At 63.3% G+C, this 15,801-nt stretch carries 15 protein-coding genes; 10 read left to right on the top strand and 5 right to left on the bottom strand.

Annotation, left to right across the window (positions count from 1 at the left end; genetic code table 11):
- Positions 1-28 precede the first annotated feature (28 nt).
- Positions 29-151 (top strand): hypothetical protein, encoded by a 123-nt coding sequence (locus CH276_RS29150; protein ID WP_254924461.1) that lies wholly within the window; start codon positions 29-31, stop codon positions 149-151.
- 9 nt (positions 152-160) lie between these two features.
- On the opposite strand, the gene CH276_RS26805 is transcribed toward CH276_RS29150, so the two are convergent.
- Entirely contained in the window at positions 161-907 is a 747-nt protein-coding gene (locus CH276_RS26805; protein ID WP_230596990.1) for an IclR family transcriptional regulator, read from the bottom strand.
- A 2-nt stretch (positions 908-909) separates the two neighbouring features.
- Positions 910-2,418, bottom strand: a complete 1,509-nt coding sequence (locus CH276_RS26810; RefSeq protein WP_094632349.1) for an APC family permease — start codon at positions 2,416-2,418, stop codon at positions 910-912.
- Positions 2,419-2,668: 250 nt separating this feature from the next.
- On the opposite strand from CH276_RS26810, the gene CH276_RS26815 reads away from it, so the two are divergent.
- A complete protein-coding gene (locus CH276_RS26815; RefSeq protein WP_032397565.1) occupies positions 2,669-4,246 on the top strand; it encodes a flavin monoamine oxidase family protein in 1,578 nt (525 codons plus the stop codon).
- 32 nt (positions 4,247-4,278) lie between these two features.
- Positions 4,279-4,929, top strand: a complete 651-nt coding sequence (locus CH276_RS26820) for a Rid family hydrolase (protein ID WP_094632351.1) — start codon at positions 4,279-4,281, stop codon at positions 4,927-4,929.
- Between the two features lie 62 nt (positions 4,930-4,991).
- On the opposite strand, the gene CH276_RS26825 is transcribed toward CH276_RS26820, so the two are convergent.
- The 3 genes from CH276_RS26825 to CH276_RS26835 all read right to left on the bottom strand — a co-directional run bounded on the left by CH276_RS26825 (position 4,992) and on the right by CH276_RS26835 (position 8,129).
- A complete protein-coding gene (locus tag CH276_RS26825) occupies positions 4,992-5,723 on the bottom strand; it encodes an aspartate/glutamate racemase family protein (protein ID WP_094632353.1) in 732 nt (243 codons plus the stop codon).
- A 10-nt stretch (positions 5,724-5,733) separates the two neighbouring features.
- Positions 5,734-7,287, bottom strand: coding sequence for an NCS1 family nucleobase:cation symporter-1 (locus tag CH276_RS26830; RefSeq protein ID WP_032398254.1), 1,554 nt, complete (start codon positions 7,285-7,287; stop codon positions 5,734-5,736).
- Positions 7,288-7,412: 125 nt separating this feature from the next.
- On the bottom strand, positions 7,413-8,129 hold the full coding sequence (locus CH276_RS26835) for a GntR family transcriptional regulator (protein WP_032398253.1): 717 nt from the start codon (positions 8,127-8,129) through the stop codon (positions 7,413-7,415).
- A 70-nt stretch (positions 8,130-8,199) separates the two neighbouring features.
- On the opposite strand from CH276_RS26835, the gene mftE reads away from it, so the two are divergent.
- From mftE to CH276_RS26865, 7 genes are all read left to right on the top strand, one after another.
- Positions 8,200-8,886, top strand: a complete 687-nt coding sequence (gene mftE, locus CH276_RS26840) for a mycofactocin biosynthesis peptidyl-dipeptidase MftE (protein ID WP_094632355.1) — start codon at positions 8,200-8,202, stop codon at positions 8,884-8,886.
- 125 nt (positions 8,887-9,011) lie between these two features.
- Positions 9,012-10,409: a mycofactocin biosynthesis glycosyltransferase MftF gene (mftF, locus tag CH276_RS26845; RefSeq protein ID WP_094632433.1), complete on the top strand. Its 1,398-nt coding sequence runs from the start codon at positions 9,012-9,014 to the stop codon at positions 10,407-10,409.
- A gap of 33 nt (positions 10,410-10,442) precedes the next feature.
- Entirely contained in the window at positions 10,443-11,936 is a 1,494-nt protein-coding gene (gene mftG / locus CH276_RS26850; RefSeq protein ID WP_094632357.1) for a mycofactocin dehydrogenase MftG, read from the top strand.
- A gap of 50 nt (positions 11,937-11,986) precedes the next feature.
- Positions 11,987-12,124, top strand: coding sequence for a hypothetical protein (locus CH276_RS28675; RefSeq protein WP_176459466.1), 138 nt, complete (start codon positions 11,987-11,989; stop codon positions 12,122-12,124).
- 109 nt (positions 12,125-12,233) lie between these two features.
- The gene (locus CH276_RS26855; RefSeq protein WP_032397560.1) at positions 12,234-13,529 is read left to right on the top strand and encodes a transcriptional regulator; all 1,296 of its coding nucleotides are present in this window, start codon (positions 12,234-12,236) and stop codon (positions 13,527-13,529) included.
- A 146-nt stretch (positions 13,530-13,675) separates the two neighbouring features.
- Positions 13,676-15,199 carry an acetaldehyde dehydrogenase ExaC gene (gene exaC, locus CH276_RS26860; RefSeq protein WP_032397559.1) on the top strand — a complete coding sequence of 508 codons (1,524 nt, stop codon included), beginning with the start codon at positions 13,676-13,678 and terminating at the stop codon, positions 15,197-15,199.
- On the top strand, positions 15,199-15,738 hold the full coding sequence (locus CH276_RS26865) for a DUF779 domain-containing protein (RefSeq protein WP_176459467.1): 540 nt from the start codon (positions 15,199-15,201) through the stop codon (positions 15,736-15,738). The genes exaC and CH276_RS26865 overlap by 1 nt, the downstream gene beginning before the upstream one ends.
- The last annotated feature ends 63 nt before the right edge of the window (positions 15,739-15,801 follow it).

Below are 15,801 nucleotides of genomic sequence, written 5' to 3' on the forward strand. Positions count from 1 at the left end.
TCTCATCGCGATCGTTGCGTCCTGTGTCGTGGTCTACGTAGCGTCGTTCGAGGACTCGATGTCGACTGCTCTGCAGGTTGTGTTGCTGCTCGTCGGCGTGCTGGTCGCCGGCGGAGCGATCGGCTGCACGATCGCGTCCGTTCGTCGCTGAATTGGACTGTCATGGGCGCAGCCTCCCCGCTGATGCTCGGAGCAGATCGATCAGATCGGAGTCGTCCGTCCGTAGTCGTCCGGTCTTGCCGATCGCTGCCAGACATCCACTGACCGAGCCCGATTCGTCTCGAAGTGGAACCGCAATGGCCGAACGCCCGATTCTCATCTCGTCGGTTTCGGTGGCGAGGTCCGACGTGCGAACTCGGGTCAGCTCCGCGGACAGTGCGTTGCTGTCGGCGATGGTGTGTGATGTGAAAACCCGCAGTTTCCCGGTCGGGAGGGTCTCGGAGCGACGTGCCAGCATCATTTTTCCGATGGCCGATGCATGGGGATGTATCAAGATGGCGCTCTCTGCGACCAAATCGTGGTCCGGATCTCGATCCACCAGACTGATGCGGCCGCCTTCGTACGACGCGAGGTACACACCGAATCGAATGTGGGATCGCAGACTGTCCAACACGTCGCGGCGAATGGAATCGGGATCGTGACCGGGATCGGGTCCCGCGAGTTCGCGCGTACGTCGACCGAGCGCGAACCCGGAAAGGTCGTCGATGCGTACGAGGTACCCGTCTGCGACCAACAGATTGAGCAGCCTGTATGCAGTTGCGGGCGCAACCCCTGTTGCCTGTGCGATCTCCTTGGCGCTCGCCCCTGGTCCGATGTGTGCGACGGCTTCGAGGAGAGCGAGCGCTTTCTGTACTGCGCGCGGCTCGTGACCCGAGACCTCGGCGACCCGCGGTGTACGCACGGCCACTGTCATCGCTCCCTGCGCGGCTGCTTGACCAAAGCGACAGCGCCACGGGAGTTCTCACCGTAGGACGCGGAACCGGGCAGCACGTCCGTGGTTTCCGCGCTGTCGAACACACCGATGGATCGAAGGCCGAGAGGTGAGCGCGTACGCAGCCACGAGGCCCATATCGTTCCGGACAGTGCAATGACCGAGAACACCGAGATCAGAACGAGGTTGTCGGTGATCCCGTCGGTGAACAACAGCAGCATCAGGACCCCGACGCCGCAGCCCGAGGCGAGCGCGGCTGCGACGACAACAGGTGTCTCGAGTTCACCGATGCGGCGCAGGAACAATACGGCGGCGACCGCGACGAGTACGTATCCGACGATCAGGGCGGCGCGGGCAGCAAGTTTCACGTTGTCGATCAGCGGCCCTTCCGACACGACCGAGAACAGGATACTGGCCGAAGCGAAGCCGACGACAACACAGACCAGCGCCACGGACGGAGTGCGGAATCGTCGGTGAACAGAGCCGAATATTCGGGGTATCACCCTTTCGATCCCCAGCGTGTAGACCAAGCGAGACGCCGCATTGGAGGAGGCCATCGAGGAGGCCAGCCACGAGCAACTCAGTCCTACGTTCACCGCGATCACGAGCGACGGATCGATGCCGGTGGACGAACCGTGCAGGTACGCCTCGATGAGAGTGCTGCCTCGGCCGGACCACACAGCCCACGCAGCGAAGGTGAACAGTGTTCCGCAGATGATGGGGGTGAGCATCACAGTGCGAGTGACGTTGACGAGCGGGCGACGTGCCTCGGGAGCAAAGAACGCGGCGCTCTCGAAGCCTGCCAGTGAGAACATCGCCGCCAGCGCGACCAGCAGTAGCCCGTGTGACGACTCTGCGGTCTCCACATCGACTGCGCGGCCCGCACCATCGGGAATCATCAGCAGTACGAGGATGAAAACCAGTGAACATACTTCGACGACGAGTATCGCCGTTGCGGCGAACCTGACACCGCGCAGCAGACAGGCCAGGATCGATGCGGCGATCAGCAGGTAGATGGTGATCGTAGGAATGCCTCCGCGCGCATCGATGTGGAACTGGTCGAGCACAGTCATGACGGCCTGGCCGCCGCTGTAGAGAGTCAGCGCTCCACTGGCGCAGTACTTCACGAGCATGGCAGTACCGACGGTGAGCGCAGCGCGAGCTCGCGCGCCGTGGAAGGTGAAGCTGTACAACCCTCCGGATGCGGCGAGCCTGCGGGTGAACTGCGAAATACAGAATGCGATGAGCGATACGACGATCGTCGCGGCAGCGATCGTCAACACACCTCCGAGCATTGTGTCGTTCGTCAGCATGGCGATGGGCAGCACCACCATCGATGCAGCGGGTGCAGTAGTGGCGATCGACTGGGCGAGTACCTCGACCCCTGACAGCTGTCGCCTTCCGAGCGCGCGGAGAGGTGACAGTGCGGGCTGCGCCGGCTCACCGGCAGAGAACGACCTGGCGATCGCGTGCTCGAGTGCGGACATGGTTGCCGAAAATAGTGGGCGCATGTTGCACGGGCATTGCGAACATGAATCAGCTGGAACCGTACGAGTGGGAATGCCTCGTCCGAAATCCTGTCCGTTCTCACTCGCGCTTTCTCGATGGTTTCCCGAGGTTGATCTTCCCGAATTACCTGCCGTTCAGGATTGCACTCGAAACTTTTCGATCCCGGACCACCGAGGCACCGGGCAGCACGAATGGGAGCATGAATTGCCAGTAACACGGAGATCGTTCATGCGAGGTCTCGGAGTCACGGGAGGGGCCGGGCTCGCCTATGGAGCGATGTCGACGATCGGCCTCGCTCCATCCGCTCAGGCGGTGCCCACACGGTTCAGACCGCCGGCGAGGTCCGACCTGATCGGGAGGGTCGAGGGAAGTCCTTCGGTGGTCGTGCTCGGCGGTGGTCCTGCAGGACTGTGTGCGAGTTACGAGCTCCGCAAAGCGGGATACTCGGTGACGATTCTCGAAGCGAGGAACCGGCCGGGCGGCCGTGTGTGGTCTGTCCGCGGTGGTGCCGAGGAGACGGATCTGAACGGGGAAACTCAAACGTGCACGTTCTCCGACGGCCACTTCTACAACGTCGGCGCGACCCGAATACCGCAGAGCCACATCACGATGGACTACTGCAAGGAGCTCGGTGTCGAGCTCCAGACATTCGGCAATCAAAATGCCAACACCGTAGTCAACTACAAGAGCGACACGGCGCTCAATCAGCAGTCGGTGAGCTACCGAGCGGCGAAAGCAGACACGTACGGATACATGTCGGAACTGCTTCAGAAAGCCGCAAACCGGGGTGCTCTGGACGACGTGCTCAGCCGCGACGACAAGGACGCCCTGTCCGAGTTCCTCAGCGATTTCGGTGACCTGTCCGATGACGGGCGGTATCTCGGATCGACGCGGCGCGGCTATTCGTCCGAACCGGGCGCAGGTGTCGACTTCGGTGCCGAAACGAAGCCGCACAGCATGTCCGACGTCATCCGCAGCGGGATAGGCCGCAACTTCAGCTTCGAGTTCGGTTACGACCAAGCGATGTTGATGTTCTCACCTGTCGGTGGCATGGACCGAATCTACTACGCCTTCGAGGAGTCGATCGGCGTCGACAACATCGTCTACGGAGCCGAGGTCACGTCGATGAAGAACGCCGGCGAGCGCGTCGCCGTCGAATACACGAAAGACGGAAAAGCGGAATCGATCGACGCCGACTACCTGATCTGCACGATTCCACCCAACCTGATCGGACGCCTCGATACGAATCTACCGGCAGACGTGTTGGCGGCGAACAGAGCGGCCAAGCCGTTCTCGTCGGGCAAGCTCGGGATCGAGTACTCACGCCGATGGTGGGAGACCGACGAGCGCATCTACGGGGGTGCCAGCAACACCGACCTCGACATTTCGCAAATCATGTTCCCGTACGACCACTACAACTCCGATCGCGGTGTCGTCGTCGGGTACTACAACAGCGGCAAGAGGCATCAGGCCTTCGAATCCCTCACTCACAAGCAAAGGTTGGCGAAAGCAATCGCCGAAGGATCCATGATTCACGGCGACAAATACACCCGCGATATCGTGAGTTCCTTCTCCGGCAGTTGGCGTCGTACCAAGTATTCGGAGAGTGCGTGGGCCAATTGGGAGGGGTCGGGTGGTTCGCACGGCGGTGCCGCCACGCCGGAATACGAGAAACTGCTCGCACCTGTCGAGCGAATCTATTTCGCAGGCGATCACCTCTCCAATGCAATTGCCTGGCAGCACGGTGCCTTCACATCGGCTCGCCAGGTCGTCACCGCGCTGCACGAGCGCGTCACCACGTCCTGATCGAAATCCCATACCTGTCGAAAGGCACCACGTTGTCACACGTCACTCGCTCACTCATCGCCGCTGCAGCAGCGGGAACCATTCTGTTCACCGCAGCATGCTCCTCGGATTCCGAGGCCTCGGGCGACACAACCGAAACCACTGCGGGCGCACGGTCGGTGATCGAACCCGGCGAGGACAACCCGATGATCGCGCAAGGCGTCGAGATATCCGGCGATGCAACTGTATACAAGACCAGCGGTATCGGAGGTACAGCCATGAACGACGCTGCTGCGACCGGTACCCCCGAGTCCTACATCGACACCGAAGAGTTCCCGGGTGGCACGTTGCCTCCAGGTGTCACAGTCACCGAAGCACAAGGCATCAACGTACTGAAGAAGATCCGCGACAACCTCGAACAAGAGGGCTACACACTCGAGGACGTCGTGACGATGCGCGTGTTTCTCGACAACGCGCCCGGCACCGGCATCGCCGATTATGCGGGCTGGAACCGTGCTTATCGGCAGTTCTTCGCAAATACGAATCTCGATACGGATGAGACAGAACTCGTTCCGCTCGGTAGCGCGGAGCCTGCGGCACCGCTGGAACGCAACTCCGCGCGACCTTCCCGATTCGCGTTGGAGGTCGCCTCGCTTCCGGTTCCGGGCTGGCTCGTCGAGGTAGAAGTGGACGCGGTCAAGTAGTTGTTCGAGTGCATCGATCTTGCGATCGGATCGAGAAATTGCACTCCAGCGGATTTCGGGCGCTACTGTCTACTGAATCCCTCGAGCATTCCTGTGTAGAGCTTGGCCGGTGGCGTAGCGAACTCGCCGCGCTTTCCGGTGCTCAGTCCCAGCGAGACCAGGGACTGCACGAACAACGTGCCCGCGGCCACACCGTCGACCACAGGTACTCCGATCTCGGCCGAAATGTGTCGGCACAGATCGGCCATACCCGCGCAGCCGAGAACCACAGCATCGCTACCGTCCGTCTCGACGGCGACGCGGCACGCCTCGGTGACGATCTTGCGGGCGTCGGGATCGGTCTCGAGATCGAGGACCGGCAGCTCGCACGCATGAACGCCGAGGCAGTGGCGTCCGAAGCCGTAGTGGTTCGCCAGATCCTGGGCACGTCCGATGGTGCGTCCGAGTGTGGTGACGACGCTGAATCCCCGACCCAGGAAACTCGCGGCGTGCATGGCCGCCTCGGCGATACCGACGACCGGCCCGGCCGCCAGCTCGCGGGCCGCGTCGATACCGGGATCTCCGAAGCAGGCGATGACGTAACCGTCGACCCCAGCGGCCTCCCCCCGGGCGATCTCGGCGAGAATGCCTGGGACACTCAGTGCTTCGTCGACATGACTCTCGATGGACACGGGCCCCATCGAGGGGCTGACCGCATCGACGACCGTGCCCGGGCCGACCACGGCCCGGGCACAGTCACCGATCGTTGCGGTCATCGAACTGGTGGTGTTCGGATTGATGACCTTGATGAGCACGGAAGAAATCCTAAGCCTTCGCTGGGACGTCGAAGTTGGTGACAGCCAGCTTGGTTCGTGTCGCCAGGTAGAAGTACATGACGAACCCGATACCGCAGCCGATGAACCAGCTGTACTTCGACGCCGTCGACATGCCGGCGATCTCCATGCCGTCGATGGCCCCGTTGAAGAGGACGGTGAACATCGCGACCAGCGCGCCGACGACGGTGGAGTACACCGCCGCCGGGTTGTAACCCTTGGAGTACCAGTACAGCCCGGTGGACGACATCGAGAACAGCTCGTCGACGACGACCTTCTGCTTGCGGACGAGGTAGTAGTCGGCGATGAGGATGCCGAACAGTGGTCCGATGAATGCACCGAGGGTCTCGAGCGTCAAGTGGATGACGTCGGGGTTGTTGTAGAGGTTCCACGGCGTGATCAGCACCGAGCCGATGGCGGCGATCATTCCGCCCGCGCGCCAGCTGATGCGCTGGGGGCTGACGTTCGAGAAATCGAATGCAGGGGAGATGAAGTTGGCGACGATGTTGATACCGATGGTGGCGATCGTGAAGGTCAGCGCGCCCAGGACGATGGCGAACGTGCTGTCGATCCGTGCCACGGTCTCGACCGGGTCGGTGATCAGTTCACCGAACACCGGAAGCGTCAACGACGCAGTGACGACGACGAGTATCGAGAAGACCAGGAAGTTCACCGGCAGACCGAGGAAGTTGCCCTTCTTCACGGCGGCGTAGGACTTTCCGTAACGCGAGAAGTCGCCGAAGTTGAGCATGGGGCCCGAGAAGTAGGACACCACGAGAGCGATCGCACCGAGCATGACCGGAATGGAGCTCAGACCCGTGTGCTCGACTTCTCCGAGGTTCAGATCGATTGCGCCCCAGCCGGCTTTCCAGATGAGGTAGCCGCACAGCATGAACATCACGACGTAGACAGCGGGGCCGCAGAAGTCGATGAACTTGCGAATGGACTCCATGCCCCGCCAGAACACCGCCGCTTGGACGACCCAGAGAAACAGGAAGCTCGCCCAGCCGAGCAGCGAGAGTCCGGCGAAACCGTAGTCGGCGGTGACGGCATACGGAGCGAGAGACGGGAACAGCTTGATCAACACGATGTCGAGAGCGGCCGAGGCCAGGAATGTCTGAATTCCGTACCAGGCCACGGCGATCAAGCCACGAATGATCGCCGGAATGTTGGCACCGAGAACACCGAAGACACTGCGGCAGATGACCGGATACGGAACTCCGGACACCTGGCTCGGCTTGGCGACGAGGTTGCAGAAGAAGTACACGATCGTGATGCCGACGAGCAGCGCGATCAGCACCTGCCAACTGGCCAAGCCGAGTGCGAACAGGCTGCCCGCGGTCACGTAGCCACCGACCGAGTGCACGTCGGACATCCAGAAGGCGAAGAGATTGTACGAGGTCCACGTCTGCTTCTTCAGCGGAGCGAGATCCTCGTTGGTCAGCCGCGGGTCGTAGCTGTCCTTGATCAGGCCACCGCCGACGGGGTGGCCCGCGGCTTCCACGAGATCTCCCGTTTGAGCGGGACCGTGCGCTGTATCTGTCATCGATGCTCCTGACGGCATGGCATTGAGGTGAACGAAGGAGGTGAACGAGCGAATGAGGAAAAGCTAGCGGCGCAGTGTTGCGCACTCGTGACGCGAGCGATATATCTTTCGGATTCGTCCCTCGGCTATTCCGACGGCGGATCGGCAAACAATCCATGGTCGTTCGACAGTGTCGAAATGACCGAATTGAGACGCGTGTGGTGATGTTGTGCTGCGCCGAGCAGTCCCGCGGAATCACCGTCCAGGAATGCCGTGAGCATATCGGCGTGGTCGCTGTGCAGTGATGCCCTGTCGGAACCGGCGACATGCACCATCGGCTGCACGGGTTCGGTGATGTTCCAGGCGGATTCGAGCATGTGCAGCAACCGGTGCATCCGAGAAGGCCGCGTCAGGGACAGATGGAATTCACGTGAGAGTCGGTGATACTCCCGCGAGTCGTCGCGAGCCAGTGACGCTTCGAGCTGCCGATTGATCTCGATGAGGTGTTCACGGTCGGCATCGGTGGCGAATTCGACGGCGATCGGCAGCGCTGCAGTCTCCAGAACCTCTCGGACGATGTACATTTCGCGTAGTTCGGCCGCGGTCAATTGGGCGACCGTGTAGCCGAGATTCGGCCGATGATCGACCAAGCCCTCGCCGATCAGCGTCTTGAGGGACTCGCGCACCGGTATTCTGCTCACCCCGAACAGTTCGGCCACTTCGTTGAGCGGAATAGGGGTATTCGGTGGAGCGTCGCCCGCGAGAATTACCCGACGCAATTCGCGCAGGATCGACGGCTGCGGGCCACCGGGTGCCGATATCGACAATTGCGAGAGCAATATGGACCGACGGCGGGGTGGCACGAATGGAAGATTAACGACCGTGTGTTTCGGCGGCGTGACGGCTTCGTTCCATCCGATATCATCTGCATCCATGTCCAGGGACTCACTCGGTGCTCAGTACTGGCCGGACGTCGACCGGTCGAGAACCCTCGTCGTGCCGGTCGGTTCGATCGAGCAGCACGGACCGCACCTTCCCCTCGACACCGACACTCGTATCGCCGACGCCGTGGCGCGAACCGTTCCGCATGCAACCGTTGCCCCGCCGATCGCCTACGGAGCCAGTGGTGAGCACGAAGGATTTCCCGGCACCGTCTCGATCGGTGCGGCCGCGCTCGAAACGCTTCTGGTGGAGTACGGACGCTCCGCCTGCCGGTGGGCCGAGCGGGTGGTGTTCGTCAACGGCCACGGCGGAAACGCACCGACGGTGCGGACCGCAGTGCTGCAGCTCCGGTACGAGGGCCGCAATGTCGTGTGGTTTCCGTGCGCGATACCCGGAGCAGATGCTCACGCCGGCCGGACCGAAACGTCGTTGCTGCTGCATCTTTCGCCCGAGGCGGTGGACATGACGAAGGCGCAGGTGGGAAATGTGACCGATATCGCCGCCCTGCTCCCGGCACTTCGCGACGGTGGATTGGCTCCGATCACCGCCAACGGCGTGCTCGGCGATCCGACCGGGGCCGATGCGGAGGAAGGGCGTCGCGCTTTCGAGCAGATGTGCACCCGAGCGGCCCATGCAGTCGGGCGATGGAGTCCCTCCGAGCAGGGCGTGATCTCATGACCGAACCCGGTGAAACGCCTGGTCGCGACCCCGACCAGAAGCTGCGGAAAACGGGGAACAGGTATGTTCCGTCCGATTTCTCGGGTGGCCGACACTCCGGCGGCTTGTCCGCTTACGATCTCTTGATGGGTGAAGGTCGGTTGCCTGACGGCTTCGGGGTGCGAGTCGATCCACGCGTACGTACATTCTCCGAAGGGCGCGTCCTGATCGGTGGTTCACCGACCCGCATGCTCAAGCTGGCACCGACCGCGGCCGCCATGATCGGCGACGGGTTCATCGAAGTGACCGACTCGCAGTCCGCGCTCGTGGCCCGCAAATTGCTCGACTCCGGAGTCGGGAATCCGCGGCCGATGTCGATTCCCTCGCCGAGCGACGTCACCGTCGTCGTGCCGCTCAAGAACAACGAGGCGGGGTTGGAGCGCTTGATCGCGTCGCTCCACGGGCTGCACGTCATCATCGTCGACGACGGCTCGGACGTGCCGGTCGCCGTACCGCGGATCTCGTGGAGCGTGGGCAGCATGACGGTGCTGCGGCACGAGCGCTCACGTGGACCTGCTGCCGCACGAAACACTGGCTTGCGATGTGCAACAACGGATTTCGTAGCGTTCTTGGACTCCGACGTCGTGCCACGTAAGGGGTGGCTGGAGGTGATGCTCGGCCACTTCTCGGATCCGGCGGTCGCCCTGGTGGCCCCCCGCATCGTCGCACTCGAGCCCGAGGGCAGTGCGCTGGCCAGGTACGAACATGCCCGCTCGTCGCTCGACCTGGGTCGCAAGGAAGCGGCGGTACGGGCAGGCAGTTCGGTGTCCTATGTCCCCAGCGCCGCGATGTTGATGCGTCGGTCGGTGGCGATGGACTGCGACGGATTCGACGAGTCGATGCACGTGGCCGAAGACGTGGACCTGTGCTGGCGATTGCAGGAAGCGGGGTGGAGGCTGCGCTACGAACCCGTCGCCCACGTCGCGCACGAGCATCGCGTCACCTTCGCCGAATGGTTCGCCCGCAAGCTGTTCTACGGCACCGGTGCCACACCGTTGTCGGCACGTCATCCGGGAATGGTGCCGCCCATCGCGATGTCCCCGTGGACGTTGGTTGCATGTCTGCTCGCGGCGAGTCTGACGCGGATCGGTCTCGTCGGCGCTGCCGCCACACTCGGCGTGACGATCGTTCGCCTGCGCAGGATGTTCGTCGGTCTGGACCAGCCCACTCGGATCGCGGCCATCCTCGCGGCCGAGGGTTTCGTGGCGGGGTTGTGGCAACTGGCGTCGGCCCTGTGTCGGCACTATTGGCCGATCACCCTGCTCGCCGTACTGCTGTCGAGTCGTATTCGTAGAATTGCACTGGGATTGGCTGTGGCAGAGGCGTTCTCGGATTGGTACAAGCACCGGGAGCCCGGCGGTCTCGATCCGGTGCGTTATGCCTTCTACAAACGAGCCGATGACGTCGCCTACGGAGCGGGGCTGTGGCACGGTGCACTGTCCGCCCGCAGCGTCGACGCCCTCAAGCCCCGCCTCGACGGCTGACGTGGTGCCACCCCGGTCTGCTCCGTCGACGGTGTGAACCCGATCGAGTTCGCCGACGTCATCGTCGTCGGAGGTGGTTCCTGCGGCTGCGTTCTCGCATCGAGGCTCAGTGAGAACCCCGATCGGTCGGTGCTGTTGCTCGAAGCCGGGCCTGCGTTCCACAGCGTCGCCGACGTTCCGGCGGCCGTGCTCGACGCGTCGACACTTCCCATCGGCCCCGGTAGCGAATGGGTGGGAACCTATACGGCCGAACTCGCGGCCGGTGTGTCCCGGACGATCGCGCGAGGCCGGGTGCTGGGAGGCTCCGGCGCAGTGAACGGCGGCTACTTCGTCCGCGCCACGCCGGGTGACTTCGATGCCTGGCCGCAGTCTTTGTGGTCGTTCGATCAGGTGCTGCCGTTCTACATCGGCTCCGAAACCGATCTCGATGCCGACGCGGTCGATCGGTGGCACGGTTCCCGCGGGCCGATGCCGGTCTCGCGCACGTCGGAGCAGGACCGACATCCGCTGACCGCATCGTTCGTGCAGGCGGCCGCGAACGCAGGTTTTCGATTCCACGAGGACATGAACGCACCCGACGCGGCCGTGGGAGGAGTGGGCGCAGTTCCGTCGAACATCCGAAACGGTACCCGTGTAAGTGCCGCTCTGGCATACCTTCTGCCGGTCATCGATCGAAAGAACCTACGGGTACAAGGGAATACGACGGTGTCGTCGTTGATGTTCGAGAAAGACAGGGTGGCCGGGGTCGAGATCATCGTCGACGGTGTACGCAGTATCGTGAAGTCCGACAGGGTGATTTTGTCTGCTGGTGCTGTGCACACCCCCGCGTTGCTGCTTCGATCCGGCATCGGTCCGGCCGAAAGCAGTGTTGCGCTGGGGATTCCGGTGATCTCCGACAATCCGGGCGTCGGCCGTGGCTTCAGCGACCACCCCGAGGTTGCCGTTCCGGTAGCGACGACCGAAGAATTCTCGACGGTATCTCGTGCTCTGGAAGCGGTGTTGCACTCGGGCGACGTCGAGATCAGGCCGTACACCAGGAGATTCGATCGATTGATCTCCGGTCTTTCGCGTGGGCCGCACGTGTTCGGTGTCGGCCTCATGCGCTCGACGGCACGCGGGAGCATCACGCTGCGAAGCTTGGATCCGTTCGAGTCCCCGGACGTGCGATACCGCTATCTCGAATCGGAGGTCGACCGGCGCGCTATGCGCGAGGGCGTCGAACTCGCGCGCGATCTACTGGCGTCGCCGATCATGTCGGAGATCGTCGATGTGCCCGCGATCGACGACCCCCTCGCGGCACTCGGTACTTCGCTGCATCTGTCCGGCAGCGCCAAGATGGGCCCGGAATCGGACCCGGAGGCGGTGCTCGACGACCACTGCCGGGTGCGCGGTGTCGACGGTGTCCTCGTCGTCGACACCTCGGCGTTTCCGGTGGTGCCCAGCCGCGGCCCGCATGCGACGGCGATCATGTTCGCCGAGCGCGCAGCGGCCTTGATTGCAGACCACGGTAGGGGTGTCGAGGCGTAGCGTTCATGGTCTGGGGACCGTTCGGGTTCCCCGATAGATGGGTTACTGCCATGTCGGACAAATCGCCCCGCAACACGATGACCAAGAAATCCGGCAAATCTCTCAAGGACAAGCGCGCGGACAAGCGGGCCAAGTCGAGTGGTGACACCAGCAACGACATCATCACGTCGAGCGCCAAGAAGAAGTAGGCAACCGAGGTCGGCGCGACCGGCCACAGCCGCGCGCGCCGGCCACGGCTGTATCCTGGTCTGTGAGCTGGGTAACAACGATGTGGACAGGTCACGGAGGAAGCGTCGAATGGCAAGCCGATCGGACAGTGGCGGCAACCCCTGGGTCGCAGTGCGTCCCGGCGAGGACGTCGCTGTGCTCGCGCGCCAGATGTCCAGTGCCCACCAATCTTTCGTGGACGACCTCCGTACTCACGGTTCGACGGTGAGGTCCGTCGTACTCGACTCGTGGATGCGCAGTCGCACCAAGGGGGTCGATCCCGACGGCGGAAACGACACTCCGGCATTGACCGGGCCGGATCTCGAGCGCTACCGCAACGGGCATCCGATGGCGATCATTCGTCCGGTCATCCGAAAGCTGCTGGTCGAGGACGCGGCGGACACCGGCTTACTCGTCGCCATCTCCGATGCCGAAGGCCGGCTGCTGTGGGTCGAGGGTGACTCCGCAGCCAAGGACCGAGCGCTCACGATGGACTTCGCCGAGGGGGTCGATTGGAGCGAGGAGAACAAGGGCACCAATGCCCCCGGTACCGCGCTCGCAGTCGACCACAGTGTGCAGATCTTCGCGTCCGAGCATTTCTCTCGGTCGGTGCACGAGTGGAGCTGCTCGGCGGCACCGGTTCACCACCCCACCAGTGGCCACATCCTGGGGGCGATCGACATCACCGGTGGCCCGCGCGTCGCGGTGCCCGAGGTGCTCTCGCTGGTGCGTGCCACCGTCGCCGCCGCCGAGTCCGAATTGCGCCTGCATCTGATGAACTCGCCGAAATCGTTGGGCGACACTGCTCCTCGGCTCGAGGTTCTCGGATCCGGACGGCCGGGAGTGGTGCGTGGTTCCGGCCGGATACCGCTCTCCCAGCGACACGCGGAGATACTGCTTCTACTCGGTGAGCATCCCGAAGGGCTCAGCTCCGACCACCTCGCGGTGCTGCTCGACGAGCAGGAGCTGGACTCGGTGACGATTCGCGCCGAGATGTCGAGATTGCGCAAGGCATTCGGTACCGCAGGCCTGGCGTCGCGGCCCTACCGTCTGGTCGGCGAGCTGTCCTCGGACGTCGGCGACATCCGGCGTGCCCTCGACCGCGGAGACGTCGAGGCTGCTCTTCGTATCTACTCGGGTCCGGTGCTGCCCGGATCGTCCGCGCCCGGCATCGAGGAGATCCGCGAGGAACTGCGGTCCCGAATGCAGGCCGCGTTGCTCCGACTCGGAGATCCGGTGTTACTGGCGCAGTGGACGTCGTCGATTCACGGTCGATCGGACGTGATCGCGTGGGAGGCCTACCGGGCCACCCTGAGCCGAGACTCCGCGCTGTACGGGCAGGTCAGTGCGCGTATCGATCTCCTCGACCGCGAACTCGGAATCTGACGCTATCGCCACTGTCGGTACCTCCGGCAGCAGCGGCAACACAGATGCAGTCGCATCGGCAACGTAGTTGCAACGTTGCAAGCCCTAGTGTCCTGAATCACACACCGCATCAACTGTGAAGCACGTGTCGATCAGGAGGATTTTCAATGTCCGTCTACTCCCGTCCAGGTTCCGCCGATTCCGTCATGTCGTTCCAGTCGCGTTACGACAACTGGATCGGCGGCGAGTGGGTACCGCCGGTCAAGGGTCAGTACTTCGAGAACCCGACTCCCGTCACCGGAGAGAACTTCTGCGAGGTCGCCCGCTCCACGTCCGAGGACATCGAGCTCGCGCTCGATGCCGCACACGCCGCAGCGCCCGCATGGGGCAAGACCTCCGCCGCCGAGCGCGCCGTGATTCTCAACAAGATCGCCGACCGAATCGCCGAGAACCTCGAGTCCATCGCACTGGCGGAGTCCTGGGACAACGGCAAGCCGATTCGCGAGACTCTCAACGCCGATATTCCGCTCGCCGTCGATCACTTCCGCTACTTCGCCGGCTGCATCCGCGCGCAGGAGGGATCACTCTCCGAGATCGACAGCGACACAGTGGCATACCACTTCCACGAGCCGCTCGGAGTCGTCGGGCAGATCATCCCGTGGAACTTCCCGATCCTCATGGCCGTATGGAAGCTCGCGCCCGCTCTCGCGGCCGGAAATGCCGTGGTGCTCAAGCCCGCCGAGCAGACCCCCGCATCGATCCTGCACCTGATCTCGATCATCGGCGACCTCCTGCCTCCGGGCGTCGTCAACATCGTCAACGGATTCGGAGTCGAGGCAGGCAAGCCGCTGGCGTCCAGCCCGCGCATCGCCAAGATCGCCTTCACCGGGGAGACCACCACCGGCCGTCTCATCATGCAGTACGCGTCGCAGAACCTGATTCCGGTGACTCTCGAACTCGGCGGCAAGAGCCCCAACGTCTTCTTCTCCGACGTGCTGCAGGCCAACGACGATTACCAGGACAAAGCGCTCGAGGGCTTCACGATGTTCGCCCTCAATCAGGGTGAAGTGTGCACCTGCCCGTCGCGCTCGCTGATCCAGGCGGACATCTTCGACGAGTTCCTCGCCTTGGCCGCCATCCGCACCAAGGCTGTGCGACAGGGAGATCCGCTCGACACCGAGACCATGATCGGCGCACAGGCGTCCAACGATCAGCTCGAGAAGATTCTCTCGTACATCGAGATCGGCAAGGGCGAGGGCGCACAGGTCGTCACCGGCGGTGAGCGTGCGCAGCTCGGCGGAGATCTGAACGGTGGCTACTACGTCCAGCCGACGATCTTCACCGGCAAGAACAACATGCGCATCTTCCAGGAGGAGATCTTCGGCCCGGTCGTGTCGGTCACGTCCTTCAAGGACTACGACGATGCCATCGACATCGCCAACGACACCCTCTACGGACTCGGTGCAGGCGTCTGGTCTCGCGACGGCGGCGTCGCCTACCGAGCCGGACGCGACATCAAGGCCGGCCGCGTGTGGACCAACACCTACCACCAGTACCCCGCGCACGCCGCGTTCGGTGGCTACAAGCAGTCGGGTATCGGCCGCGAGAACCACAAGATGATGCTCGATCACTACCAGCAGACCAAGAACCTGCTCGTCAGCTACGCCCAGAAGGCCCAGGGCTTCTTCTGATGAACAGCGCTGCGCAGCCCGCGCGGCTGAAGACCACCGTCGAGGCGATGGACCTGCTCCGTCGCCTCGGCGGTATCCACGGGGAACTGATGATGCATCAGTCCGGGGGATGCTGTGACGGGTCGTCGCCGATGTGTTATCCCGCAGGCGAATTCATCGTCGGCGACCGGGACGTTCTCCTGGGGTACATCGACCTTCGGCTGGGGGTCGGTGATGTCCCACAGGACCTGCCGACCGGGAGCGACGGTGTGCCGGTGTGGATCTCGGGATCCCAGTTCCAGGCGTGGAAGCACACCCAGCTCGTGCTCGACGTGGTTCCCGGCCGCGGCGGTGGATTCTCGCTCGAATCGCCCGAGGGAGTGCGGTTCCTCAGCCGCGGACGTGCATACACCGCCGAGGAGAACGACATTCTCGCGCAGCATCCACCACTGGTGGGAGTCGACTGGGAAGAAGGTCGACGGCCGGAGGTTCCCGCAGACCCCTTGGTGGTCGCCGAGGCCGTCGATGCGTGTCCCGTCCCTGGGATGCTTCAGGGCTGAGTGCCTGCGGCAGTGGTGCGGTTGGATGCCGCAGGTGGCACACAACCGCACCACTGCGCGCAG

Origin of the sequence: Rhodococcus sp. 06-470-2 (assembly GCF_002258235.1) — a bacterium.
Classification (GTDB): Bacteria; Actinomycetota; Actinomycetes; order Mycobacteriales; family Mycobacteriaceae; genus Rhodococcoides.

Excerpts from the sequence above, each read along its gene's own strand:
- CH276_RS26815 (WP_032397565.1), top strand. The coding sequence starts at position 2,669 with ATGCGAGGTCTCGGAGTCACGGGAGGGGCCGGGCTCGCCTATGGAGCG.
- mftE (WP_094632355.1), top strand. The coding sequence starts at position 8,200 with ATGTCCAGGGACTCACTCGGTGCTCAGTACTGGCCGGACGTCGACCGG.
- CH276_RS28675 (WP_176459466.1), top strand. The coding sequence starts at position 11,987 with ATGTCGGACAAATCGCCCCGCAACACGATGACCAAGAAATCCGGCAAA.
- mftF (WP_094632433.1), top strand. The coding sequence starts at position 9,012 with ATGGGTGAAGGTCGGTTGCCTGACGGCTTCGGGGTGCGAGTCGATCCA.
- CH276_RS26855 (WP_032397560.1), top strand. The coding sequence starts at position 12,234 with ATGGCAAGCCGATCGGACAGTGGCGGCAACCCCTGGGTCGCAGTGCGT.
- CH276_RS26810 (WP_094632349.1), bottom strand. The coding sequence starts at position 2,418 with ATGTCCGCACTCGAGCACGCGATCGCCAGGTCGTTCTCTGCCGGTGAG.
- CH276_RS26830 (WP_032398254.1), bottom strand. The coding sequence starts at position 7,287 with ATGACAGATACAGCGCACGGTCCCGCTCAAACGGGAGATCTCGTGGAA.
- CH276_RS26865 (WP_176459467.1), top strand. The coding sequence starts at position 15,199 with ATGAACAGCGCTGCGCAGCCCGCGCGGCTGAAGACCACCGTCGAGGCG.
- exaC (WP_032397559.1), top strand. The coding sequence starts at position 13,676 with ATGTCCGTCTACTCCCGTCCAGGTTCCGCCGATTCCGTCATGTCGTTC.